The sequence below is a fragment of the Rhodoluna sp. genome (assembly GCF_044239955.1).
GTDB lineage: Bacteria > Actinomycetota > Actinomycetes > Actinomycetales > Microbacteriaceae > Rhodoluna.
Window position 1 is genome coordinate 69,632 of the sequence record NZ_JBIIAL010000001.1, and the last position, 22,532, is coordinate 92,163.

Below are 22,532 nucleotides of genomic sequence, written 5' to 3' on the forward strand. Positions count from 1 at the left end.
AGCTACTGACTGCTAGTTCCTAGAATGTCGATGACGAAAACTAGAGTTGAGTTAGCGGGGATTGTTTCACTCGCCTGTGCGCCGTAACCCAACGCGGGTGGAATCACCACCAAAACTCTGGAACCAACTTGCTGGCCCACCACAGCACTCAAGAAGCCATCGATCAGCTGCCCCTGCGCCACAACAAACTGCGCAGGTGTGCCTCGATCCCAGCTCGAGTCGAACTTGGTTCCATTAGCCCATAAAAAACCGCTGTAGTGCATGGTGACGTTGTCACCTGACTTTACGGTTTCTCCCGCGCCTTTGACTAGCTGGGCGATCCTTAGGTCGGCAGGAGCATCGGTATTTGGGATTGTGATCCCCGGGATCCCTTCGGGAGTTGTAACAACAGCTGGCAAGCCTGCCTCAGGAGACACCGCAGATCCTTCGGCCTTCTCAAGGTAAACCCTGGATAAGTCAAAAATAAATACAAAGGAGTCATTTGGTCCAATACCAAGGCTCTCAACACCTCTGCCGTCGTGGGCGTCTTTTGGTGGGAAGATTGCGACCACTCTGGAGCCTTCTTTAGCTCCCACTAGTGCGGAGCAAAAGTTTGGAACCGATTCAGGACCAAAAAAACCTGGAGACGGATTCTTTCCATCAAAATCGGTTTCCTGCAATAGCTCGCCAGTTGCACCGTTGTAGCCAGCGAATTCGAACTCGATCATGTTGCGACCCGTGAAGACATTTCCTTCGCCTTCGAAGACGATTCTTGACTGTATGGAATCTGCTGTGATTGGAGCGGCAAAAGAAACTGTTGGCTTGGTTAGTTGCTCTGCAGAAACTTCAATTGATTCAACTTGCTCTCCGCCTCCAGCAGAATCGCAGGCAAGAGTAACGCTGGAGCTACATCCGGTCATGGTTAGAGAAACGATAAGGGCGGTCAGGGCAAGTGTGGTCTTTTGCAAGAGAATCTTCTTTCGAGAGCTTTGGGCCTAAGTTCTCAAGTTTAGTCGTTGGCCTTGGCTCAGCGATGGTCTAAGAAGTAGCTTTTCGAACAGTCTTTCTTAGCTTCTTTTCGGAAATCTTTCGCTCCCCTAAGCCCTCTGGGTTCCAAGCAAGGATGTCCTGATCCGAGTACTCAGTTGATTTCACCTTGTTCTTAAACTGTGGCAAGACCGCGCCCGGCGCTAACCTACGAGCTGTAATCAAGAATCCGGTGTGCCCAATCATTCGATGCTCGGGTCTAACAGCTAGTCCTTGCAGGTGCCATGGTCTAACTAACGACTCAAAACCCTCCGGTTCGGTAAACATGTCAGTGGCTCGAATTCCTTCGGCCACTCTCGATAATTGCGTCACTGTCGCAACGTACACAATTACCAAACCTCCTGGCCTTAGCGCTTCGGCCACGGACTCAATGCACTCCCAGGGAGCAAGCATGTCAAGCACGACCCGATCTACCGTGTGAGGTTGGAAAACGTTTGGAAGTTCATCTTGCAGATCTCCCAGGTGAACACTCCAGTTATCAGGTTTAAATCCGGTCTGAGTCGTAACGTTGCCTTGGGCAATCTCCGCGAACTCTGCACGGCGCTCAAAAGAGTGAAGTTGCCCTGACTTACCGACTGCTCTAAGCAGGTACAGACTGAGCGCACCGGAGCCAACCCCAGCCTCAACCACAACCGCCCCTGGGAAAATATCACCTGAGACCAATATCTGCGCTGCATCCTTTGGGTAAATTATTGCTGCGCCGCGCGGCATCGATAGAACAAAATCATTCAGCAGTGGCTTTAGAGCTAAGTACTCCACCCCGTTTTGATTTGCTACAACCGACCCGTCCGGTAATCCGATGATGTCATCGTGGCGCAAGTCACCCCGATGAGTGCCAAATGTTCCACCCGTGGATAAAACTATTGTGTTGATTCTTCCCTTTGGCCCAGTTAGCTGCACTTTGTCGCCAGCGGCGAACAATCCAGATTGTTTAGGATTCACGAGAACAGTGCTCGCAAGTCATCCATTTGAACGCCTTCCAGGGTTGGCCAGAGGATTCGATTCTCGGCCATAGGTATCTCTACGATGTGCGCAATGCCAACAGCTTTTGTCCCAGCCGCTTCTGCGGCAGTTATTCCCGTTAGCGAATCCTCCAAGGCCACGCAGTGAGTTGGATCCACTCCTAGAATTGATGCAGCCATCAGGTACGACTCAGGGTGAGGTTTACCCTTGACCACGTCATCTCCTCCGATGATCAGGTCAAAAGCTTCAAAACCTATTTGCTCAGCTACTTTTTGAGCCATTCGGTGCATCGAGCCCGTTACTAGAGCCGTTTTTACATTGTTGTCTTTGAGCAACTTCAAAAGCTCTCTCGCCCCTGGACGCCAAGGAATTGAGCGCTCCAGCTGAGAGAGAACGCCGTCGGTAATTTGATCGATGATCTGTTGCGGCTCCAGTGATGAGCCGACACGTTCCTTTAGAAGCCTTGATGACTCGTACAGCGACATGCCAATCACTCCGAGGCCATCGTCGTGTCCCCAATTGCTATCGTGGGCTGCTGCGAAGGCGCTTTCGCTAGCTAGCCAGTAGGGTTCTGAGTCAATCAGCGTTCCGTCCATGTCCCAGAGTACGGCAGCAGGAAACGAAGAAATATTCATGATGGTTGAATTCTAGCCTCGCTATTTGGCCTTACAGTTAATCAAGTAAAAATCTTCACGAGGGGCAGATTCAGCAGATTGACAGTAGAAAGCGTGTTTCAAGGGCGAGTGCTAATTTGCGCATTCGAGGGTTGGAACGATGCGGCAGAATCTGCAAGCGCGGCTGCAAATATCGTTAGCGAGTCACTTTCATGTGAAGTGGTCGCAGTAGTTGACCCCGAGGACTACTACGACTTTCAATTCACCAGGCCAACAGTTGCTCTTTCCGAAGATGGCCACAGGGAACTGACATGGCCAACAACTAGCTTGCTTGTTTCTACTGATCCCGACCCGAAGCTTTCCAGGTTCAGTGTGCTGATTGGAACTGAGCCAGCAAGAAGGTGGAAATCCTTCGTTGCTGAGGTTATCGAGATGATTGAAGATCGCGAGATAGAAACAGTCATTTTTCTTGGTGGAATGCTCGCGGACACCCCTCATACCCGGCCTATTGCTGTTACCGCCACCAGTCAAAATCTTGAAGTAAGGAAAATTGAAGGTGTCGAGAAAAGCAGCTACGAGGGTCCCGTTGGCATCGTTTCAACTTTAGGAATCGCATTAGAAGAAGCTGGTATTGCGACCATTGCCCTTTGGGCTGCAGTGCCACACTACGTTCACACTTCCCCATCGCCAAAGGCAACACTTGCACTGGTAGCAGAGCTAGAGAGATTACTTGGGGTGAGCTTCAGCCATGGAGACTTGGCCGATCAGGCATTTGCTTGGGAGCGCGGAATCGATGAGATTGCTGAAAATGACGAAGAGATGGCAGGTTACATCGAGCAACTTGAAGCAAGCCGTGATGAGGTTGATTCCGAAGCTGCCTCCGGTGAGGCAATCGCTAGAGAGCTAGAAAAGTTCTTAGAGTCTGAGCAGCGTCCCCCAGAAGCTTAGGAAACTATTGAGCCGCTAGATAGCATCCATAGCAACCAGAGCCCAACAATTACACGCCACGCAACAAAGGGTAAAAACGATCCTGATTCAAGGTACTTCAGCAGGTAATGAATCACTGCCAGACCAACAAGACCCGAGACAACTGTTGCCAAGATCGTTGCTAGCAACATCTCCTGATTAAGATTTCCGTAAGTGCTGATGAACAAATACAGCCCAGAAGCTAGAACGGCGGGAATCGCTAACAAAAAGCTGTATCTGGCCGCCGCCTGTCTGGTGTAACCAAGCAATAACCCAACCGTGATTGTTCCCCCCGATCGGGAGACTCCAGGCACCAGAGCCAGTGCTTGCCCAAGCCCAAACAAGATGCCGTGCTTGTAGCCCAAATTCGCAATTGTCTTTCTCTTCTTGCCAACCAGGTCAGCAAATCCTAGAAGTACTCCAAAACCAATAAGTGTGAAAGCAATAACCCACAAGCTCCGGACGTCATTTTCTATGAAGTCCCTGAAAGCTATCCCGAGCAAAACAACTGGCAATGTTCCGATGATAATGAGCCAGCCAAGCTTTGCATCAGCCGTCATGGTCGATTTCGGCTCAGCAGCCCAACCAAACCAGGCCCTAACAATTCTTCGAATGTCTTTTGCGAAGTATGCAACAACAGCGATCTCTGTTCCGAGTTGAATGGTTGCAATAAACGCAGTGAGCTCTGGCCTAGATAGATCCGATAGTCCCATAAGCTGTTGCGCGATTTGGACGTGTGCCGAAGAGGAAATTGGTAGGAATTCTGTTAGACCTTGGATTAATCCAAGTATTAGAGCTTCAAAAAAACTCAATTATCTTCTTCTGCAATCGCAATCGGAAGAAACTCGCCATACTCTTCGGAGAGCGCTTCTTCATAGTTGATAAAGGCGTCCTCTAAGTTGTCGTAAGCACGTTCGACGCTGGAATCCCCAGCTCCTCGCCGTTCCGCCACCGCTTCATGATGTTTCTCAAGCGCTGCAACAAATTGCGTGAGTGCTATTCGAGGATCAGTAGCCATAACCCAAAACTACCTTCAATCTTCCTTGCTGCCAAGTACCAGAAAGCTTGGGTGATGGTCCGTGATACCATCGCATCTGGTAAGTCCGGGTGGCGGAATGGTAGACGCGCTAGCTTGAGGTGTTAGTCCTCGCAAGGGGGTGGGGGTTCGAGTCCCCCCTCGGACACTGTCGATTGTGACAGTATGACCTGCTACCTAGGAGCCTTGACAGCCTTTGACAAACACACACATCGGGTTGTTTCGTCATGGGCAAACAGACTGGAACATAAATTTTCTATTGCAGGGTGTTACAGACATTCCGATGAACTCAACTGGAATTGCACAGGTAAAAACTGCCGCCAGAGCCCTACAAAAAAGCGATTGGGATCTAGTTCTCACCTCCCCACTCGGCAGAGCACGGGAGACCGCAGAGATCATCGCGGAGCACCTAGGCTTTGATGAAGTTTTTGAGCAGGATCTACTTATCGAGAGATCTTTTGGCGAGGCGGAAGGTTTGGCCTACGAGCAATGGAAGACGAAGTACTCGAATCTAGACGAAATTCCTGGCGGGGAATCAAAATCTGAACTGACTGCAAGGTCAGAGCTATTGCTTGAAACCTTTGCCAGCACTCATCCAGGAAAGCGGATCCTTGCCATCTCTCACGGTGCGCTCATACGAACTGTTTTGTCCATCTCCAGCGAGAATCAGTTACCGCGCGAGGGTGAAAGACTCGGTAATGCATCGCTAAACATCGTCTCGCACCAAGAGTCATCATGGACTGTAACGAAGTACGATCTAGATCCGCTTAGCGACTAGCGCTTTCAAGTGCGACAACTAGCTTGTTTGCAGACTCGTTCCAGTCAAAGAATTTTGATCGTTCCAAGCATTTCTGACTAGCCAGACGCCAGGCCCCTTCTGCTTCCAAGGTTCTTATAGCAGCAGCAAGATCAGCTGCGCTTGTTGGATTGAAGAAGATTCCGGCTGTAGTAGCCACTTCTCTAAAAATTGGAATGTCCGCGATTACAACGGGAATGGATCTGGACATGGCTTCAACTACAGGAATCCCAAAGCCCTCATCCTTAGAGGCGCTGACAAGTGCGAAACTTTCATCCACGATCTCAAGATACTCTGCCTCCGATGCACCGTTTAAGAACCTGATTCGAGAGCTGGCTGATGGTGTTGTTGCTGAAAGAAGTTGCTTTTTGCGTTCTGGTTCTACATTGCTGCAAAGGGTGAGGGTGTACTCGGGTAGCAGCTCCATTGCCCTAACAAGTGTTTCAACATTCTTATATGGCATGTAGCTGCCCATGTACACGAGGTTCCTAGTTCTTGGCGCAGAGTTTGCTTGATTCACCGTGGGCATACTGGAAGCGTTGTAGACAACATGCACAGGCTTTCTAGTAAGGCGTTTGGTCTTAATCAGATCGTTAGTGGTCTCAGAGATCGTGACAACTGCATTGGATCTATTTAGAAGGATCCGAACCGGTGTGAAGCTCAAATGAAAAAGCCTCCACACTAGCCTTATCGGCCATGCAAGCGATCCTGGTGGCTTTCGGTGCTTGTAATAGATCAGGTCGTGAAGAGTAAGAATGAGCTTGTATTTCTTCCCTAATGAGCCCATGGTCTGCATGGGTGAGAAAACAATGCTCGCACCATGCCTGTTAAGAATGCGCGGCAGCAGTAGCTCAAGCCAGGGATTCTTTGGGTCATTCACAACAAGGTACTCAACACCTTGAGGTAGCTGTCGGAGTTGATCTAGGTCGCAAATCAATGCCGTTACCGATACTTTGTTGGCAACTGCCGCGAATAGCTCACTGGAAAACCGTGAGATTCCATCATGATGGTCCACTCGGATGAATCGGCAGTCAAAGTAGAAGGTCATTTCGCCTCTTCAACAAAGGATGCAATGTGTCTTGCAGCTTGCTGCGGTGCCTCGTAATGAACAAGATGGCCAACACTATCAATTTCAACCAACCGTGCCGTTGGATAATGCTTCACGACTTCGCGCTGTCTATCGATTGCTGTTATGTCATCAAGCTCGGCGGCAACAACTAGAACAGGACTCGTTATAGATGAAGCCATAGCAGACAGATCGGTTGATATTGACGCGTCATAACCTTCGGTGGCGACTCTGACTGAAGCAAAGTCGCTGAAATTTGAAAGATGTTGCTTGTGTATCCAGCTGCGCAGTACTCGATCTTTAGTCTTCGCCATCACCGAACTCATAATCATCACCGCGACCGGGCTTTTGAGTAACCACCCTCCGATTGATTCGGGTAACAGGTTGCTGAGGTGGTAGAACAAAGAAGTAATCCGAGTCAAGAACGCCCTTGGCCCCTTTAGAGCCGGTGCCGATACGGGATTAATCAAAACAATCGATCTGCATAGCCTTGTTGATGCATATTTGCCAACCACTAATGTGCCAAAACTGTGTCCAACAAGATTTGCTTGGCTCGTGATCCCTAGTTGATTTAGGAAATTCTCTAGCCAATTTGCATAAGAATCCAAGCTATGCCTGCTTTGAAGCTGCTCGGACTCTCCAAAGCCTGGAAGATCCGGAACAATGACCCGGAAATTTACCAATCCGCCAACGATTGCCTCTAGTCCGCGATGGTTGCCTCTATAACCGTGAATCATGACTATCGTTTTAGCCCTCTCGGAGAGAGCCGGATACTCGTAGTAAACGCAAACGGATCCAGAAACGGATATATTTTTCCTTACTCCACGATGCCGAGCTTGCTCGGTTAATTCCTGTGACAACACCTGACAAGTCTAATGAGCCCCAATTACAGGTATGAGTAATCCCAGCGGATGAAGGCTTTGCACCCTATTCTTCTAGTGTGAATGAACAGATGAGCTTTGACCTAGGTGATCAACTCCCTTGGGCAAACTCTCTCGCGGTATTCGACTTAGAAACTACGGGTCTAGATCTCGCTGAAGCGCGGATTGTTACAGCTTGCTCTGTTGCTATCGACGAGCGCGGCCAAGTGACTGGGGCAAATAGTGAGTGGCTTGCGGACCCAGGAATTGAAATCCCGGAGGCAGCTTCTAATGTTCATGGTGTGACCACCGAGATGGCCAGAGCTAGGGGCCGAAACAGTAAAGAAGTTGTCTCTGAGATTTTGGAAACACTGCGAGGATTTTTCAAAGCTGGGGTTCCGGTGGTCGCGTACAACGCACCCTATGATTTCACCATCTTGCACCACGAGGCCATTCGAAACGGACTTGAGCCCCTTTCCGACCCGAAACCCATTATCGATCCCCTGGTTATTGACAAGTTTGTTGATCAATACCGATCTGGGAAGCGAACACTTCAGGCTGCCGCTTTGGTCTATGGAGTTTCTCTTTCCGATGCCCACAATGCAACGGCTGATGCAATTGCAGCAGGTAAGGTGGCTCAGGCCATAGCGCTAAAGCACTCGGCGAAGTTACCTGCGGATGCATTTGAACTTCATGATGCTCAGAAAGTATGGAGCGTCAAACAGGACGACTCGTATGAGATGTTTCGGAGGAAGAGCTCTCCGGATTTTGAGGTTGTAAGAGGTTGGCCAGTAAAGCTTTAGGAGCCAAAGTTCTTGTAGCGAGAGTTGAACTTCTCTACTCGTCCAGCAGCATCCATAATTCTCTGCTTACCGGTGTAAAAAGGGTGCGAGGCTGAAGAAATTTCAACATCGAAAACTGGGTATTCCTGACCGTCTTCCCACTTCAAAGTCTTAGTGCTGGTTAGCGTTGAGCGAGTTAGAAAGCTCTCACCAGAGGCAAGGTCGCGAAAAATTACTGCCTGGTAGTTCGGGTGGATTTCTGACTTCATGGAAAAATCTTTCTTTGGTCCAAGGATTTGCGCCTGCATGGCAACTTCATCACTATACCAGAGGCAAAACTGGATAACTAGCGCCTATTTTCCTGGCCGAAGGCGGAACCTACCGGACTCATTGGTGACCTGAAGTGGGTAGCCAAACGCCTGAGTGACCTTCTCGGTGGTGATTGTGCTAGCGAGCTCTCCAGCGGCAAAAACCTGACCTTTGCTAAGAATTAGCGCATGTGTGAAGCCTTTTGGAATTTCCTCGATGTGATGGGTGACCATAACTATTGCAGGGGCGGTGGGAGCCTGAGCGTAGCTTGACAGCACCTCAATGGTGTGCTCTCTAGCTGCCATATCCAGGCTGGCCACTGGCTCGTCCAAAAGAAGAAGCTCTGGATCAGTCATTACTGATCTAGCGATTTGTGCACGCTTTTTCTCTCCGTCACTAAGTGTTCCAAAAGGCCTCTCGCCGTAACCATCGAGTTGCCATTCTGCGAGTACGCGATTGGCACGACGCTTATCCACATCTTCATACATCTCATTCCAACGCCCGGTTATCCCATAGCTAGCTGTCATAACGGCATCTAGTACGGTCTCGGAATTGGGAATGTGCTGAGACAAAGCATTGGAGGCGAAACCTATTCTGGTTTTGAGCTCGAAGACGTCAACCGAACCAAGCGTGTGACCGAGAATCTTCGCGATTCCGGTGGTGGGCTGAATCTGTGCGGCCGCAACCCGCAGAAGCGTTGTCTTACCGGCACCGTTTGGGCCGATTATGACCCAACGCTGATTTGAATCAACTTGCCAATCTAAGTTGTTGAGTATTGGCTTGCCATCTCGTTGCACTGTGATGTTGTTGAAATCCAAAACCCTACTCATGTGAATCAGCATAATCGATGGCCAGCCAAGGTCCTGGACTGCTCTAACATCGAGTTATGGATTCTTACCTTTTCTGGTTCGCTTCGGTGGTCGGGCAGTGAAAAAGTATCTACTCGTACTAGATGTTGACTCGACGATGATCGAGCAAGAAGTCATTGAGTTGCTCGCAGATAGAGTTGGTCTTAGAGATCAAGTCAAGATTCTCACCGATCAGGCCATGGCTGGAGAGATTGACTTCCGTGAGGCCCTGCTGCAAAGAGTTGGTTTACTGAAGGGCCTTAGCGCGGTGGTCTTTCAAGACATTCTCGCCGAAATCAAGATAACTGATGGGGTTCGAGAGCTTGTTAGCTCGATCCATGAATCGAATGGAATGGTTGGTGCCATTAGTGGCGGTTTCTCTCAGGTTCTCGAGCCTCTCGCCCAATCGCTTGGTTTGGATATTTTCTTGGCTAACAATCTTGAAGTAGTCGACGGCCTGATCACCGGCAGGATTTCTGGCGAGATTGTTGATGCCGATATGAAGGCAAGAACTTTGTTGCACTGGGCTCAACAATACGGATTCGATGTTGACGATACGATTGCAATTGGTGATGGGGCGAACGATATACCGATGCTCAAGGCTTCAGGCTTCGGGGTGGCGTTTAGACCGAAGGATGTTTTGCGCCCTCACGCCGACCTGATTATTGAGGGAAACTCTCTTGCGCCTGTTATTGCGCAGCTTGAACTACGCTCCAGTTGAGTGCAGTCCACCATCGACGTGAATCATCTCACCGGTTGTTGCAGGGAACCAATCTGAAAGAAGAGCAATAACTCCCCTGGCTGCTGCTTCGGTGTTCGTAAGATCCCAACCAAGCGGTGCACGGTCTGTCCAAAGCTCTTCCATAGTTGCAAATCCTGGGATGCCTTTGGCAGCTGTTGTTCGAAGCGGTCCGGCAGAAATCAAATTCACACGGATTCCATCCTTACCTAGATACCTCGCAAGGTATCTAGAGGTGGCTTCAAATGCAGCTTTTGCAACACCCATCCAGTCATAGACCGGCCAGGAAACACGTGCATCAAAAGTTAGGCCAACAATTGAAGAAGGATTTCTTAGAACTGGCTTTGCGGCTATGGTGATCGACTTCAGCGAGTAGGCAGAAACCTCTACTGCAGTTGAAACATCTGGCCACTGCGTTTCTAGGAAGTTTCCACCCAATGCGGTTTGAGGTGCAAAAGCGATTGCGTGAACGATTCCATCAATTGAATCAAAATGAGCAGAGATTCGCCCCGAAAGTTCCTTTAGGTCAGTCTCGTTTGTGGCATCTAATTCAATAACTGGCGCTGACTTTGGAAGTCTTTCAGCAATCTTCGTGGTGATCGGAAGCATGCGACCAAAGGATGAGAGTATGACCTCAGCGCCTTCTTCTTGGGCGAGACGCGCAACAGAGAATGCAATTGAAGCCTCGGTGAGAACACCAGTAACAAGTATCTTTTTACCTTCTAGAATTCCCATGCGCGTTCTCCTAAACATTGACTTCTACGAAAAGCCTTCAACAAGTAAATCTAGTGCCCCATGCCTAAACCGCCATCAACTGGAATAACTGCACCAGAAATGTAGGCAGCCTCATCACTTGCTAGCCAGCAAACCACCTTGGCGACCTCGGAAGGTGCGGCAAATCTACCTGCTGGGATTCTCTCAAGATATTGTTTTTGTTGCTCTGGCTCCAGCTCAGAGGTCATGTCGGTGTCTATAAATCCGGGTGCAATCACATTTGCGGTGATCCCGCGACCGCCCAGTTCACGGGTTATAGATCTTGCCATTCCAACAAGTGCTGCCTTTGCGGCTGAGTAATTGACCTGACCCGGGGAACCCAAGAGGGCTACAACGCTTCCCACCAAGATGACACGACCAAATCTTTGCTTGATCATTGACTTGGTCGCTCTTTTCACAACTCGAAAGACGCCATTGAGGTTTACATTGACCACTTCTTCGAAGTCCTCGTCGCTCATTCGAAGCAAAAGGGTGTCTTTTGTGATGCCAGAGTTAGCAACCAAGACCTCAATTGGACCAAGTTCTTGCTCCGTCATGGCTATTGCTTCATCCAAGGAGGCAGAGTCCGTCACATCTGCTTTTAGAGATAACGAACCTTCGGGACCAGTTCCAGAGCGAACGGTAACGGCGACTTTGTGGCCTTGCTCGATAAACTCCTTCGCAATAGCGTAGCCAATGCCTCTATTTCCGCCGGTTATGAAAACAACTCGGGATTGGGTCATCGGATTCTCCTTCCTCGCGCAAATTTCTGTGACAGGTTTGGACTATCGCAATTCTAGCCTTACCCTTGTATTGAACCTATCTACCTGAAAGTAGCCTTGGCTAAAGCTCAAAGCATCACAACAGTTAGCGAGTCCCCTGACGACGAGCGCCGATCTCGCATGCTCAAATACACCGTTGCGATGACAATCAGGGTAATTTGCATTGTTGTTGCCATCTTTGTTGAAGGCTGGCTTATGTGGCTTGCTTTTGCCGGGGCCATCTTCCTTCCGTACTTTGCTGTGGTGCTTGCTAATGCGCAAGGCCCTAAGCCAGGTGAAATTTCGAAGGTCACCCAGGTCATACGACCAGTTGGCGCAACGCAAAGCCCAGAGCCCACTACAAAGATTTAGATGTCGATTTTTAGTCTCGAGCCAATAGAGGCCCAGTGTTCAAGAGCTGGCTGCACTAAACCGGCAAGCACCACCTTGATTTGGGCGAACCCAAGCATCCATAAGGACGGCAAGTCGAAGACGTGGCTGTCTTGTGATGAGCACTTAGATTACCTAAGAAGCTTTCTTACTGATCGATACTTTCTTCTTCAAGAGAGCGCCTTCAATTGAAAAGTTCAGTAAAGCCCTGGGTACGTTGGACAGGCTGGTTTCTAGTTGCGAGTACTTTCGCCATCGCGTGTGTAGCTCTCGCGAGTTGGCAGATTGACAGAAGATCAGAAGCTGTATCGAAAATTGAACGAGTAGCCGCAAACTATGACTTGAATCCTGTTGGGTTTGATGAGGTTGCATCTTTAGATGTTGATACGGTTCTGGCGTATGAGTGGCGAAGCGTTGAGCTTTCTGGCAGGTATCTAATAGATAATTCCTTCTTGGTTAGAAATAGAGCCATCGCTGGTCAACCAGGCTTTGTCCAGCTGGTCCCATTTAAGACTGAAACTGGAGTGACAGTTGTTATCGAACGTGGATGGATTCCGGCAGATTCCGAACTGAATCCCTCTAGAGAACTTCTTCCTTCCGAAACAGCAAAGACAATCATCGCAAGGGTTCGCTTAGGTGAGGCAATTCCTAATCGGGATTCGCCGACTGGACAGCTCACCAGCATCAATCTGCCAGAAATAGCTGAGCTACTTTCTGAAGAGCTAGAGACTGATTTCTACTTTCGCATGGTGACAGAATCTCCTGCCGAGATTTCAAATCCGCAACCGCTAAGCCGACCAGTGTTGGACGAAGGCAATCACCTAAGCTATGCGGTTCAGTGGATCATTTTCGCCGTGATGAGCTTTATTGCACTCTTCTTGGCAATCAGGCAGGAGCAGGAGTTTCGTAGAATGGATAAGGACCCCTCCTATGTTCCCAGGGCCGCGAAACGCAAAGCGAGCATCGATTCAAGCGTTGAAGATGAGATTCTGGACCGTACCAATTAGCTAAGCGATATAAGTTCTGCATACTGATCCGACCAATGATCTTCTGTCCCATCCGGCAAGATCAGCACTCGCTCAGGGTTAAGAGCAAGCACCGCACCCTCATCATGGGATACCAGAACAACAGCGCCGGTAAAACTAGCTAAGGCACCAAGAATCTCCTTACGACTAGCAGGGTCTAAGTTGTTTGTCGGCTCATCAAGAAGCAGCACGTTCGCAGATGACACCACCAGCGATGCCAGAGCAAGTCTGGTCTTCTCGCCACCACTTAGCACACCAGCTTTTTTACCAACGTCGTCTCCGGTGAACAGGAACGAACCGAGAACTTTCCGGGCCTCGACATCGCCCAAATGCGGCGCTGCTGCTTGCATGTTTTCAAGGACTGACTTTGCTACATCAAGTGTTTCGTGTTCCTGCGCGTAGTAACCAATTTTTAGACCATGACCTGGCTCGATGACTCCGGTGTCCGCCTTGTCTACTCCAGCAAGAATACGAAGCAGCGTGGTCTTTCCTGCACCATTCAGTCCAATGATTACTACCTTAGATCCCCTGTCGATTGCTAGATCAACGGCGGCGAAAATCTCTAATGAGCCGTAGCTCTTTGAAAGCCCATGTGCCATCAATGGAGTCTTGCCACAGGGTGCAGGATCGGGGAATCGAATCTTTGCAACCCGATCGACTTGGCCGACATCCTCTAACTCGTTTAGAAGTCGTTGAGCCCGCCGCTGCATCTGTTGAGCAGCAACCGCCTTGGTTGCCTTGGCACCAAACTTTGCCGCCTGCAAACTAAGTGAAGCAGCCTTCTTCTCTGCGTTAGCTCGTTCACGCTTACGCCTTTCTTCGTCTGCTTCACGCTGCTTCTGATATGCACGCCATCCCATGTTGTAGAGATCGATCTTTTGACGGTTAGCGTCAAGATAAAACACGCGGTTAACAGTGGTTTCCACCAAGTCGACATCGTGACTTATGACTATCAGGCCACCTTGATATGCACGCAAGAAATCACGAAGCCAGACCACCGAATCTGCATCAAGATGGTTAGTTGGCTCATCGAGCAACATCGTTTGTGCATCCGAGAACAGAATTCTGGCCAGTTCAATTCTTCTTCGTTGGCCTCCAGAGAGTGTCTTGAGCGCTTGAGACAAAATGCGCTCTTCAATGCCTAGGTTGCTAGCTATTGCGGAAGCGGCGGCTTCTGCCGCGTAGCCTCCTGCGGCCTGGAAGCGCTCCTCTGCTTTGCTGTACTTGAGCATGGCCTTCTCGGAATCAGACTCATTGGCGGATGCCATGATCTCGGTGGCCTCAGACATGTGCTTGAGCAGTGTGCCAAGACCACGTGCGTTTAAAATTCGATCGCGTGCTGATTCTTCAGGATCACCTGATCGGGGGTCCTGGGGTAAGTACCCTATTTCACCCTGTCGATCAATAAGGCCCTTAGAGGGCTGGCCATCGCCTGCCAGAATCTTTGTGAGAGTTGTTTTTCCAGCTCCATTGCGGCCAACTAACCCAATCTTGTCTCCCGCGGCTACGCGAAAGGTCACCTCGCTCATAAGAGTTCTGGCACCAATGGCTATTTCGAGGTCCTTGACGCTGAGCAATCAATAAACCTTTCATTTACTCACAAAAGCAATAGTCTACAATCGTCATTACACCCCTAGGGCAGAATCGAGAATCCCATGACTATTCAACTTTCAAGCCAAGCAGCGCTTATCGACCGCGTTATTCCGCGCTCGGCTATCAATAACGTCGCTTTGATTCTTTCTGGCGCTGTCCTCACAGCGTATGCCGCTCAGCTTGTAATACCGATGTGGCCAGTTCCAATTACCGCTCAAACACTTGCTGTACTGCTAGTTGGTTCCGTACTCGGAGCAACCAGGGGTGCGATTTCCCTCATTGTCTACTTCTCAATGGGCGCGGTAGGTTTGCCGGTGTTCTCGGCCGCAACCAGCTTGAGTTTTGGGCCTACTTTTGGCTACCTCATCGGCTTTATTGCCGCGGCTGCATTAGTTGGCTACTTGTCGCAACGTGGTTGGCACAGATCCGTGGTCGGTGTTCTTGGTAGCTTTGTGATTGCAAACTCAGCGATCTATTTGTTTGGTCTGCCGTGGTTGGCATTTGCTCTTGGGACTCTAGGGGCCGCTAATGATTTTGCTTCTGTTGCTGCAGCAGGGCTTGCGCCATTCATTATCGGCGATGTTATCAAGATGACAGTCGCGGCAGCATTATTGCCATTGGCCTGGAAGTTTTTAGGAAAGAAAGCCTAGATAGAGAATCCGATTGCGCGCATTTGCTCGCGACCATCATCGGTGATCTTCTCTGGACCCCAGGGCGGCATCCAAACCCAGTTAATTCTGAAAGCTTCTACAACGCCATCTAACGCCTCGGCAGTTTGCTCTTCCAGAACATCGGTCAGCGGGCAACCCGCAGAAGTAAGCGTCATGTTGATTAGCAGCGACTCGTCTTCATCAGCCATCTCAAGGCCATAAATCAAGCCAAGGTCAACAATGTTGACACCTATTTCCGGATCAATAACTTCCTTTAGAGCCTCTTCGATCTTGTCGTAGAGACTTGCTTCTAGCTCTCTTGGCATTTTAGGCGTTCACGTACCTGTCGTAACCCTCGGCTTCGAGTCTTTCCGCAAGCTCTGCGCCACCTTGTTCAGCAATTTGACCAGCTACAAACACGTGCACGAAATCTGGCTTGATGTACTTGAGGATTCTCGTGTAGTGAGTGATTAGCAAAACACCAATGTCGTTAGAATCCTTGATTCGGTTAACACCTTCAGCAACAACTCGCAACGCGTCAACGTCTAGACCTGAATCAGTTTCATCTAGCACGGCAAATTTTGGCTTTAGTAGCTCCATTTGCAGAATCTCGTGACGCTTTTTCTCTCCACCGGAAAAACCCTCATTAACGTTTCGCTCAGTAAACGCTGCATCCATCTTGAGATTCTCCATGGCCACCCGAACATCCTGGATCCAGCTGCGCAGCGCGGGCGCTTTGCCATCCACGGCAGTTTTCGCGGTTCTGAGGAAGTTTGAGACGCTAACTCCTGGGATCTCAACTGGATACTGCATCGCAAGAAACAGTCCAGCTCGCGCACGCTCATCTACCGACATGTCTAGGACATCTTCACCATCAAGCAAGATCTCACCCTTGGTCACTTGATACTTCGGGTAACCGGCAATTGAGTATGCAAGAGTTGACTTTCCGGAGCCATTTGGTCCCATAACAGCGTGAGTCTCACCGCTGTTGATAGTTAGGTCTACTCCCCTCAGAATTTCCTTGGTTCCCTGATCAGTATCAACCGATACGTGCAGGTTCTTAATCTCTAGCTTTGCCATTTTCTACTCACTGTCCTTGTCGATTTCAATAAAAACTTCGCCGTTCTCAACGATTACCTCATAAGTCGCAACTGGCTCATATGCTGGAAGAGAAAGTGGAACACCCGTGTCCAAAGAGAACTTTGCTCCATGAGCCCAGCACTCGATAGTTTCGTTGTCAACGAAACCTTCACTTAGCGAGATCTCTCCATGCGAGCACTTATCCCCGAGGGCTTTGAATCGGCCATCTTTGGTGTGCACAAGAGCGATTGCTTCTTCACCGATTTTTACTCGAAGAGCTTTTCCTGGCTTGATGTCCTCTACGTTACAGATCCTGATCGCCATTACTTCACTGTCCCTTCGAGCTCATCTTCGATAGCTTGTGCCAATCTGTCCTCTAGTTCAGCAATGCCAATCTGTTGAACTACTTCCATTAGGAAACCTCGTACCACAAGGCGCCTTGCTTCTAGCTCGTCTATGCCACGAGCTTGTAGATAAAACAGTTGCTCGTCGTCGAATCTTCCGCTTGCGCTGGCGTGTCCCGCACCCTGGATCTGACCGGTTTCAATCTCGAGGTTTGGAACAGAGTCTGCTCTCGCGCCATCGGTCAACAGGAGATTGCGGTTTAGCTCGTAGGTGTCAGTTCCCTCAGCTTCGGCGCGAATTAGCACATCGCCAACCCAAACGGTGTGCGCTTTTTGTCCCTGGAGGGCACCTTTGTAGGTGACCCTGGACTTGCAGTTTGGCTGCGAGTGATCAACAAAGATTCTGTGCTCGAGGTATTGGCCAGCGTCTGCAAAGTAGAGACCAAACAGCGCAACATCTCCACCCGGTGCATCAAAGTACGCAGAAGGAGTTACTCGAACTACCGCTCCGCCAAGTGAAACAACTACGTGCTTGAACTTAGAGTTTCTTCCTAGCCTGGCAAATTGCGAGGAAGAGTGAATCGATTTAGCGTTCCACTCTTGGATGCTTACTAAGGTCAAATTTGCTTCGTCTTCAACAATAATCTCGATGTTCTCTGACAAAACAGCATCACCGCGATGCTCCAAAACAACTGTTGAGTTTGATCCCTTGGCAGCGTGAACAATTACATGCAGTGCAGAAGGATCTGCAACTAACGACTTAATCTCAATCGAAGTTGGCTCGGGAGGAGTGTTGGCAGGAACAGAAACCAAATAGGCCGCTTTAGCAGCCTCCCAGCCCGCCGCAGATACTCGGTCTTCTGGAGTACCAGCTGACCCGAAGAGCTTATGGTTTGACTCAATCCAAGAAGTTTCAACACCGTCCGCGGTTGTGGCAGTGATGTCGCCAGAGAACTCCTCTAGTCCGGACTTATCTAATCCACCAAGCTCATCCGAGCCGATGTAACGCCACTGCTCTTCGCGTGTTGAGATCTCAGCAAAGTCTTCGAGCTTCGTTGACTTAATTCTTTCGGAACGAGTCTGAATCGGAACCCCGAAGCCATGGGAATGCTCTGACAATCCATGCTGGATTGTCTCTGAAGCGCCTGCCACTAGCCGACAGCCCCTTCCATTTGCATTTCGATTAATTTGTTGAGCTCGAGTGCATACTCCATTGGCAGCTCTTTCGCGATTGGTTCAATGAAACCGCGAACTATCATGGCCATAGCCTCATCTTCTGCCATACCTCTGGACTGAAGATAGAAAAGCTGCTCTTCACTAACACGTGAAACAGTGGCCTCATGCCCCATTGATACATCGTCTTCGCGAACATCAACGGTTGGGTAAGTGTCGCTTCTAGAAATAGTGTCGACGAGTAAAGCGTCGCAACGGACGGTGTTTGCACTGTGGTGCGCTCCTGGGTTGACGCGAATCTCCCCGCGGTAAGAAGTTCTTCCACCTCCACGGGCAATTGACTTGGAAACAATCGAGGAAGATGTGTGTGGTGCAAGATGGATCATCTTGGCTCCGGCATCTTGGTGCTGGCCTTCTCCTGCGAATGCGACCGAAAGGGTTTCTCCCCTGGCGTATTCCCCAGCAAGAATTACCGATGGGTACTTCATGGTCACCTTTGAACCGATGTTGCCATCGATCCACTCCATGGTTGCTCCCTCGTGCGCGATCGCACGCTTGGTGACGAGGTTGTAAACATTGTTGGACCAGTTTTGGATTGTGGTGTATCGAACGCGAGCACCTTTCTTCACGATGATTTCAACTACCGCAGAGTGCAGAGAGTCCGACTTGTAAATAGGAGCGGTGCAACCTTCGATGTAGTGAACATAAGAATCTTCATCAGCAATAATGAGAGTTCTTTCGAACTGGCCCATGTTTTCAGTGTTGATGCGGAAGTATGCCTGTAGTGGAATCTCAACGTGAACACCCTTAGGTACGTAAACAAACGAACCTCCGGACCAAACAGATGTGTTAAGAGCAGCGAACTTGTTGTCCCCTGCTGGGATAACGGTTCCAAAATATTCCTTGAACATCTCAGGATGCTCGCGCAATGCGGTGTCGGTGTCCAGAAACAGAACGCCCTGCTTCTCTAACTCTTCGTTGATCTGGTGATAGACAACCTCAGATTCATACTGCGCGGCTACACCGGCTACAAGACGCTGTCTCTCGGCTTCTGGGATACCGAGTTTTTCGTAGGTGGCTTTGATCTCTTCGGGTAGGTCTTCCCAGCTCTGGGCTTGCTTTTCGGTAGAGCGAACAAAGTACTTGATATTGTCAAAATCAATTCCTGATAGGTCTGAACCCCAAGCTGGCATTGGCTTTTTGAGGAAGTATTGGTAACCCTTCAGACGCATGTCCAGCATCCACTCAGGTTCGTTCTTCAATCCAGAAATGTCCTTAACAACTTGCTCACTGATGCCTCGCTTTGCGAATGCGCCGGCGTCGTTGCCATCTGACCAGCCGTACTCGTAGTTTCCGAGGCTATCTAGCTCGGGGCGGTCAATGATGATGTCGGACATTTGGCTCCTTATTGGTTATTACTAGGTGAAACCCACACTTGCAACCAGGCATTCCCGCGCAAACTTAATGCGAAACTGGAATTAGATAAAAGTTTACCAGCATTGCCCATAATTGCATTAGAAGACAGGAAATACCCGGGTGATTCAGCCATTTAGAACACTCTTAGCGCCTGCAAGGCTCAAGGCCTACGTTTGGGCCTCGCTTGCCACTCAGATACTTATTGTCGTGACCGGTGGCTTGGTACGACTAACCGGTTCAGGCCTTGGCTGTCCTACCTGGCCAAAGTGCACGGACGAGTCCTTCGTATCTGTTCCTGAGATGGGTATTCACGGTCTGATTGAGTTTGGAAACCGTCTTTTAACCTTCGTGTTGGTGATAATCGCTGGACTTACATTCATCGTTATTCGCAGGACTGCCAAGTCGCTGCGCTTTGGTCTGACCTGGCCAGCCGTCCTTCTAATCCTTGGCATCATCGCCCAGGCTCTTCTTGGCGGCGTAACGGTACTTACTGGTCTCAACTCTTGGGTAGTTGGAGCTCACTTCTTAGTTTCAGGGGTTCTGATTAGCATTGCTTCGATACTTGTTTGGCGGGTGTACTCGCCAAAGCACGATCCGATCAGTTACACCGCTGTGTTGCTTGCCTGGCCAATCTTCGTCGTGGGTTGGGTGACTGTCATAGTAGGCGTAGTGGTCACTGGAGCCGGTCCTCACGCGGGAGATGCATCAACTCCTCGTAATGGCTTCGACCTTGAAACCTGGCAGCACTATCACTCCTGGCCTGCATACATGATGACTGCACTCGTTCTTGTTTCACTGGTATTGGCTTCCAGAAGCGTTCAGAGTCCCCGCTGGTCGAATCCTGCGGTCAAGTCCTTAGGTGTGCTTCTTATCGTCTCGGTCCTACAGGGTGCATTGGGTGTTGTTCAGGCCAACATGGGTGTACCTGCTTTGCTAGCTGGCGTTCACATGCTCGGAGCTTCGCTTATCATTTCTTTACTTTCCTTCCAGCTGCTAGCTCTTCGTTCCAAGTACCAAAGAGTTGACCCCAAAAAATGACCCGGATCTTCTGGTTCCGTAAGGATCTGAGACTGCAAGACAATGAGGCGCTTACACGCTGCGCTGAGGCCGCCATTACTGATGGAGACTCCACGGTCCTTGCCTGTTTTTCCTTCGAAACCAAAACTTTTGAAAAACTGAGTGGAATCAGACAGCATTCTCTTGTTGCCTCGTTGGAAGCACTAAACAGTTCGATGGAAGGTTCATTACATGTGCTTGCTGGCAACTGCGCCGAAGCGCTCTCGACACTGGCAAAGCAAACTGATGTCGAGTTTGTACACGCAACCGAAAGCTTTGACCCTGCAGGAATCCTTGATCAAAAACAACTTGCCAAATCCTTAGCCGCAATTGGTAAGACGCTAATACTCGAAGGTTCAAACTACGCGGTAAAGCCAGGGTCTGTCGTGAAACCAACGGATGGCTCGGCCTATCGTGTCTACACGCCTTTCTACAGGGCTTGGTTTGACATTGGTTGGCCTGCACCCTTCAAGCTTCCAAACAAGACAACTTGGTTGCCAGGTTTGCGGTCTGAGATTCCAACACCTACCAAGCCAGCACAGTTCAAAGTTCGCGCCGGTGAGAAGTTTGCTTTAGAAACGTTTGAGCGATTCAAGAAGCGGGCACTATTTGATTACTCCGAGAACAGAAATCGAGCAGATCTATCTGGAACCTCCAAGCTCTCTCATGCTCTTGCCCATGGTGAAATACATCCGCGAACTCTGCTTGCTGGGCTGAGAGACATCCCTGGCCACAACGTATTCCGTAAGGAGATAGCCTGGCGCGAGTTCTATGCAGATGTCCTTTTCAGAAACCCCCACACCGTCAATGATTACTATGTCCCGCGCTTTGCAAAGATGAAGTACGACACGGGTAAGGAAGCAAATGTGAAACTCGAGCGCTGGAAAAATGGGACAACCGGCTTTCCGATGGTTGATGCGGGTATGCGACAACTCGCAACCGAAGGTTGGATGCATAACCGAGTGCGCATGATTGTCGCGAGCTTCCTAGTAAAAGATCTTCACATGGAGTGGCAAGTTGGCGCCGACTGGTTTGAGCAATGCCTGTCTGATTTTGATCCTGCGTCAAACTCTCACGGCTGGCAGTGGACGGCTGGGTGTGGCACAGATGCCTCCCCGTACTACAGGGTTTTCAACCCAATCTTGCAGGGGTACAAATTCGATCCAGATGGCAACTATGTTCGCAAATACATTCCAGAGCTAGACCATTTGCAAGGTTCTGAAGTACATGAGCCCTGGCTGCTTATTGATGGGCTCGTGAATGGATACCCCGAGCCAATGCTCGATCACTCGAAAGAGCGTGACGAGAGCCTTCGCAGACTAGAAGATATTAAGGAAAAATAGCGGGTCAAGCGCTATCGCGACAAAGAGAACGGTCAAGTAGGTTATGGACCCATGGAAAAGCCTCATCGGGTTTTTGATCTCCCCCTTGCTTGCCTCGGCATTTAGACGGTGCGATTCCAGTATGAACAGCAGGCCCGTTACTAAAGCAGTACTCGAATAGATGATTCCCATTTTGCCAAGCGGAATAAGTAGCAAAGTTGATGCAACCAGCGCCCAAGCGTAAAGAACAATCTGCACTCCAACAGTCTTGTTGTTTCGGACCACCGGAAGCATCGGAACACCTGCATCGCTGTACTCGGTTTTGTATCTAAGAGATAGTGGCCAGTAGTGCGGCGGGGTCCACAGGAAAACAATCAAAAACAAAATCCAGGCAGCCGCATTAAGCTCCCCTGTAACTGCAGCCCAGCCAATCAAGACCGGCATTGCTCCTGCCGCTCCTCCCCAGACAATATTCTGAGGAGTGCGACGCTTCAGCAGCAGCGTGTATACAAAAACGTAGAAAAGAATTGCCGCTAGCGATAATGCCGCTGCCATAAGGTTAACTAGAACGGCAAGCCAGATAACAGATAGAACTCCCAGCGCCCAAGCGAACAGGTATGCCTCTTTAGCCGAAAGCTCTCCAGTTACCAGTGGTCGGGACTTGGTTCTTCCCATGATCTTGTCGATGTCCCGGTCGATGTAGCAGTTGAATGAATTGGCACTGCCGGCACTCAAGGCTCCACCAAGTACCGTTGCCACCACAAGCCAGGGGTCCGGTATGCCACGTTGGGCAAGAATCATGGTTGGCACCGTTGCGATTAGTAGAAGCTCTATAACCCTCGGCTTTGTGAGGGAAAAATATGCCTTAGCCTTGCGCCAAAAACCTAGCCTGACAGGCCTTGATTCTATTGTTTGAGAGCTCATGATTTGCATTAAGTCTAAGCGACCAAGATTGAGCCTTTCG

27 protein-coding genes and 1 tRNA gene are annotated in these 22,532 nt (G+C 49.8%); 10 read left to right on the forward strand and 18 right to left on the reverse strand.

Annotated elements, in window-relative coordinates; genetic code table 11:
- Positions 1–2: 2 nt before the first annotated feature.
- From AC9UFE_RS00340 to AC9UFE_RS00350, 3 genes are all read right to left on the reverse strand, one after another.
- Positions 3–947 (reverse strand): FKBP-type peptidyl-prolyl cis-trans isomerase, encoded by a 945-nt coding sequence (locus AC9UFE_RS00340; protein ID WP_509544524.1) that lies wholly within the window; start codon positions 945–947, stop codon positions 3–5.
- Positions 948–1,017: 70 nt separating this feature from the next.
- The gene (locus AC9UFE_RS00345) at positions 1,018–1,968 is read right to left on the reverse strand and encodes a tRNA (adenine-N1)-methyltransferase (RefSeq protein ID WP_509544527.1); all 951 of its coding nucleotides are present in this window, start codon (positions 1,966–1,968) and stop codon (positions 1,018–1,020) included.
- Entirely contained in the window at positions 1,965–2,624 is a 660-nt protein-coding gene (locus tag AC9UFE_RS00350; protein ID WP_509544530.1) for an HAD family hydrolase, read from the reverse strand. The genes AC9UFE_RS00345 and AC9UFE_RS00350 overlap by 4 nt, the downstream gene beginning before the upstream one ends.
- A 93-nt stretch (positions 2,625–2,717) precedes the next feature.
- On the opposite strand from AC9UFE_RS00350, the gene AC9UFE_RS00355 reads away from it, so the two are divergent.
- Positions 2,718–3,551, forward strand: a complete 834-nt coding sequence (locus tag AC9UFE_RS00355) for a PAC2 family protein (RefSeq protein WP_509544533.1) — start codon at positions 2,718–2,720, stop codon at positions 3,549–3,551.
- Here the strand turns inward: AC9UFE_RS00355 and uppP are convergent.
- Both uppP and AC9UFE_RS00365 read right to left on the reverse strand, forming a co-directional pair.
- Positions 3,548–4,381 (reverse strand): undecaprenyl-diphosphatase UppP, encoded by an 834-nt coding sequence (gene uppP, locus AC9UFE_RS00360; protein WP_509544535.1) that lies wholly within the window; start codon positions 4,379–4,381, stop codon positions 3,548–3,550. The two genes, AC9UFE_RS00355 and uppP, sit on opposite strands and share 4 nt — an antisense overlap.
- Positions 4,378–4,587 (reverse strand): hypothetical protein, encoded by a 210-nt coding sequence (locus AC9UFE_RS00365; RefSeq protein ID WP_509544538.1) that lies wholly within the window; start codon positions 4,585–4,587, stop codon positions 4,378–4,380. Before AC9UFE_RS00365 ends, uppP begins: the two co-directional genes overlap by 4 nt.
- Before the next feature lie 83 nt (positions 4,588–4,670).
- On the opposite strand from AC9UFE_RS00365, the gene AC9UFE_RS00370 reads away from it, so the two are divergent.
- Together AC9UFE_RS00370 and AC9UFE_RS00375 are read left to right on the forward strand one after the other, a co-directional pair.
- Positions 4,671–4,753, forward strand: a tRNA-Leu gene (locus AC9UFE_RS00370).
- 48 nt (positions 4,754–4,801) lie between these two features.
- Positions 4,802–5,383: a histidine phosphatase family protein gene (locus AC9UFE_RS00375; RefSeq protein ID WP_509544541.1), complete on the forward strand. Its 582-nt coding sequence runs from the start codon at positions 4,802–4,804 to the stop codon at positions 5,381–5,383.
- Here AC9UFE_RS00375 and AC9UFE_RS00380 read toward each other — a convergent pair.
- Together AC9UFE_RS00380 and AC9UFE_RS00385 are read right to left on the reverse strand one after the other, a co-directional pair.
- Positions 5,373–6,449, reverse strand: a complete 1,077-nt coding sequence (locus tag AC9UFE_RS00380; protein WP_509544544.1) for a glycosyltransferase family 4 protein — start codon at positions 6,447–6,449, stop codon at positions 5,373–5,375. The two genes, AC9UFE_RS00375 and AC9UFE_RS00380, sit on opposite strands and share 11 nt — an antisense overlap.
- Complete coding sequence (locus tag AC9UFE_RS00385; protein ID WP_509544547.1) at positions 6,446–7,327, reverse strand: alpha/beta fold hydrolase; 882 nt, start codon at positions 7,325–7,327, stop codon at positions 6,446–6,448. The genes AC9UFE_RS00380 and AC9UFE_RS00385 overlap by 4 nt, the downstream gene beginning before the upstream one ends.
- 92 nt (positions 7,328–7,419) lie before the next feature.
- Here AC9UFE_RS00385 and AC9UFE_RS00390 point away from each other — a divergent pair, with 92 nt between their 5' ends.
- The gene (locus AC9UFE_RS00390; protein WP_509544549.1) at positions 7,420–8,130 is read left to right on the forward strand and encodes an exonuclease domain-containing protein; all 711 of its coding nucleotides are present in this window, start codon (positions 7,420–7,422) and stop codon (positions 8,128–8,130) included.
- Here AC9UFE_RS00390 and AC9UFE_RS00395 read toward each other — a convergent pair.
- Positions 8,127–8,378, reverse strand: a complete 252-nt coding sequence (locus AC9UFE_RS00395) for a type B 50S ribosomal protein L31 (protein WP_509527134.1) — start codon at positions 8,376–8,378, stop codon at positions 8,127–8,129. The two genes, AC9UFE_RS00390 and AC9UFE_RS00395, sit on opposite strands and share 4 nt — an antisense overlap.
- Before the next feature lie 84 nt (positions 8,379–8,462).
- Entirely contained in the window at positions 8,463–9,248 is a 786-nt protein-coding gene (locus AC9UFE_RS00400) for an ABC transporter ATP-binding protein (RefSeq protein WP_509544552.1), read from the reverse strand.
- Between the two features lie 97 nt (positions 9,249–9,345).
- On the opposite strand from AC9UFE_RS00400, the gene serB reads away from it, so the two are divergent.
- The gene (gene serB / locus AC9UFE_RS00405) at positions 9,346–9,987 is read left to right on the forward strand and encodes a phosphoserine phosphatase SerB (RefSeq protein ID WP_509544554.1); all 642 of its coding nucleotides are present in this window, start codon (positions 9,346–9,348) and stop codon (positions 9,985–9,987) included.
- On the opposite strand, the gene fabI is transcribed toward serB, so the two are convergent.
- Both fabI and fabG read right to left on the reverse strand, forming a co-directional pair.
- Entirely contained in the window at positions 9,973–10,740 is a 768-nt protein-coding gene (gene fabI, locus AC9UFE_RS00410) for an enoyl-ACP reductase FabI (protein WP_509544557.1), read from the reverse strand. The genes serB and fabI overlap by 15 nt on opposite strands.
- 50 nt (positions 10,741–10,790) lie before the next feature.
- Positions 10,791–11,501 carry a 3-oxoacyl-ACP reductase FabG gene (gene fabG, locus AC9UFE_RS00415; RefSeq protein ID WP_509544559.1) on the reverse strand — a complete coding sequence of 237 codons (711 nt, stop codon included), beginning with the start codon at positions 11,499–11,501 and terminating at the stop codon, positions 10,791–10,793.
- 96 nt (positions 11,502–11,597) lie between these two features.
- Between fabG and AC9UFE_RS00420 the strand changes: the two genes are divergently transcribed.
- Complete coding sequence (locus AC9UFE_RS00420; protein WP_509544561.1) at positions 11,598–11,891, forward strand: DUF3099 domain-containing protein; 294 nt, start codon at positions 11,598–11,600, stop codon at positions 11,889–11,891.
- 206 nt (positions 11,892–12,097) lie between these two features.
- Positions 12,098–12,916 (forward strand): SURF1 family cytochrome oxidase biogenesis protein, encoded by an 819-nt coding sequence (locus AC9UFE_RS00425; RefSeq protein WP_509544564.1) that lies wholly within the window; start codon positions 12,098–12,100, stop codon positions 12,914–12,916.
- Here the strand turns inward: AC9UFE_RS00425 and AC9UFE_RS00430 are convergent.
- The gene (locus tag AC9UFE_RS00430; RefSeq protein ID WP_509544567.1) at positions 12,913–14,511 is read right to left on the reverse strand and encodes an ABC-F family ATP-binding cassette domain-containing protein; all 1,599 of its coding nucleotides are present in this window, start codon (positions 14,509–14,511) and stop codon (positions 12,913–12,915) included. The two genes, AC9UFE_RS00425 and AC9UFE_RS00430, sit on opposite strands and share 4 nt — an antisense overlap.
- 78 nt (positions 14,512–14,589) lie before the next feature.
- On the opposite strand from AC9UFE_RS00430, the gene AC9UFE_RS00435 reads away from it, so the two are divergent.
- Positions 14,590–15,177, forward strand: coding sequence for a biotin transporter BioY (locus tag AC9UFE_RS00435; protein ID WP_509544569.1), 588 nt, complete (start codon positions 14,590–14,592; stop codon positions 15,175–15,177).
- On the opposite strand, the gene AC9UFE_RS00440 is transcribed toward AC9UFE_RS00435, so the two are convergent.
- Genes AC9UFE_RS00440 through sufB form a run of 5 tightly spaced genes read right to left on the reverse strand, consistent with a single transcriptional unit; the run spans position 15,174 to position 19,171 of the window.
- The gene (locus AC9UFE_RS00440) at positions 15,174–15,503 is read right to left on the reverse strand and encodes a metal-sulfur cluster assembly factor (RefSeq protein WP_509544572.1); all 330 of its coding nucleotides are present in this window, start codon (positions 15,501–15,503) and stop codon (positions 15,174–15,176) included. The genes AC9UFE_RS00435 and AC9UFE_RS00440 overlap by 4 nt on opposite strands.
- A 1-nt stretch (position 15,504) precedes the next feature.
- Positions 15,505–16,257 (reverse strand): Fe-S cluster assembly ATPase SufC, encoded by a 753-nt coding sequence (sufC, locus tag AC9UFE_RS00445; RefSeq protein WP_509544575.1) that lies wholly within the window; start codon positions 16,255–16,257, stop codon positions 15,505–15,507.
- Between the two features lie 3 nt (positions 16,258–16,260).
- A complete protein-coding gene (locus AC9UFE_RS00450) occupies positions 16,261–16,581 on the reverse strand; it encodes a non-heme iron oxygenase ferredoxin subunit (RefSeq protein WP_509544577.1) in 321 nt (106 codons plus the stop codon).
- Entirely contained in the window at positions 16,581–17,753 is a 1,173-nt protein-coding gene (sufD, locus tag AC9UFE_RS00455; RefSeq protein WP_509544579.1) for a Fe-S cluster assembly protein SufD, read from the reverse strand. Before sufD ends, AC9UFE_RS00450 begins: the two co-directional genes overlap by 1 nt.
- Complete coding sequence (gene sufB, locus AC9UFE_RS00460) at positions 17,753–19,171, reverse strand: Fe-S cluster assembly protein SufB (protein ID WP_509524281.1); 1,419 nt, start codon at positions 19,169–19,171, stop codon at positions 17,753–17,755. Before sufB ends, sufD begins: the two co-directional genes overlap by 1 nt.
- Before the next feature lie 139 nt (positions 19,172–19,310).
- Here sufB and AC9UFE_RS00465 point away from each other — a divergent pair, with 139 nt between their 5' ends.
- Complete coding sequence (locus AC9UFE_RS00465) at positions 19,311–20,228, forward strand: COX15/CtaA family protein (RefSeq protein WP_509544582.1); 918 nt, start codon at positions 19,311–19,313, stop codon at positions 20,226–20,228.
- A complete protein-coding gene (locus tag AC9UFE_RS00470) occupies positions 20,225–21,589 on the forward strand; it encodes a cryptochrome/photolyase family protein (protein WP_509544584.1) in 1,365 nt (454 codons plus the stop codon). The genes AC9UFE_RS00465 and AC9UFE_RS00470 overlap by 4 nt, the downstream gene beginning before the upstream one ends.
- Here AC9UFE_RS00470 and AC9UFE_RS00475 read toward each other — a convergent pair.
- Positions 21,566–22,492, reverse strand: coding sequence for a heme o synthase (locus tag AC9UFE_RS00475; RefSeq protein WP_509544587.1), 927 nt, complete (start codon positions 22,490–22,492; stop codon positions 21,566–21,568). The genes AC9UFE_RS00470 and AC9UFE_RS00475 overlap by 24 nt on opposite strands.
- Between the last annotated feature and the right edge of the window lie 40 nt (positions 22,493–22,532).

Bases quoted from the DNA above. Each gene is read 5' to 3' on its own strand.
- AC9UFE_RS00395 (WP_509527134.1), bottom strand. From the start codon at position 8,378: ATGAAGTCAGAAATCCACCCGAACTACCAGGCAGTAATTTTTCGCGAC.
- AC9UFE_RS00470 (WP_509544584.1), top strand. From the start codon at position 20,225: ATGACCCGGATCTTCTGGTTCCGTAAGGATCTGAGACTGCAAGACAAT.
- AC9UFE_RS00435 (WP_509544569.1), top strand. From the start codon at position 14,590: ATGACTATTCAACTTTCAAGCCAAGCAGCGCTTATCGACCGCGTTATT.
- AC9UFE_RS00365 (WP_509544538.1), bottom strand. From the start codon at position 4,587: ATGGCTACTGATCCTCGAATAGCACTCACGCAATTTGTTGCAGCGCTT.
- AC9UFE_RS00380 (WP_509544544.1), bottom strand. From the start codon at position 6,449: ATGACCTTCTACTTTGACTGCCGATTCATCCGAGTGGACCATCATGAT.
- sufC (WP_509544575.1), bottom strand. From the start codon at position 16,257: ATGGCAAAGCTAGAGATTAAGAACCTGCACGTATCGGTTGATACTGAT.
- fabG (WP_509544559.1), bottom strand. From the start codon at position 11,501: ATGACCCAATCCCGAGTTGTTTTCATAACCGGCGGAAATAGAGGCATT.
- AC9UFE_RS00400 (WP_509544552.1), bottom strand. From the start codon at position 9,248: ATGAGTAGGGTTTTGGATTTCAACAACATCACAGTGCAACGAGATGGC.
- AC9UFE_RS00390 (WP_509544549.1), top strand. From the start codon at position 7,420: ATGAGCTTTGACCTAGGTGATCAACTCCCTTGGGCAAACTCTCTCGCG.
- AC9UFE_RS00450 (WP_509544577.1), bottom strand. From the start codon at position 16,581: ATGGCGATCAGGATCTGTAACGTAGAGGACATCAAGCCAGGAAAAGCT.
- AC9UFE_RS00350 (WP_509544530.1), bottom strand. From the start codon at position 2,624: ATGAATATTTCTTCGTTTCCTGCTGCCGTACTCTGGGACATGGACGGA.
- sufB (WP_509524281.1), bottom strand. From the start codon at position 19,171: ATGTCCGACATCATCATTGACCGCCCCGAGCTAGATAGCCTCGGAAAC.
- AC9UFE_RS00475 (WP_509544587.1), bottom strand. From the start codon at position 22,492: ATGAGCTCTCAAACAATAGAATCAAGGCCTGTCAGGCTAGGTTTTTGG.
- AC9UFE_RS00440 (WP_509544572.1), bottom strand. From the start codon at position 15,503: ATGCCAAGAGAGCTAGAAGCAAGTCTCTACGACAAGATCGAAGAGGCT.
- fabI (WP_509544557.1), bottom strand. From the start codon at position 10,740: ATGGGAATTCTAGAAGGTAAAAAGATACTTGTTACTGGTGTTCTCACC.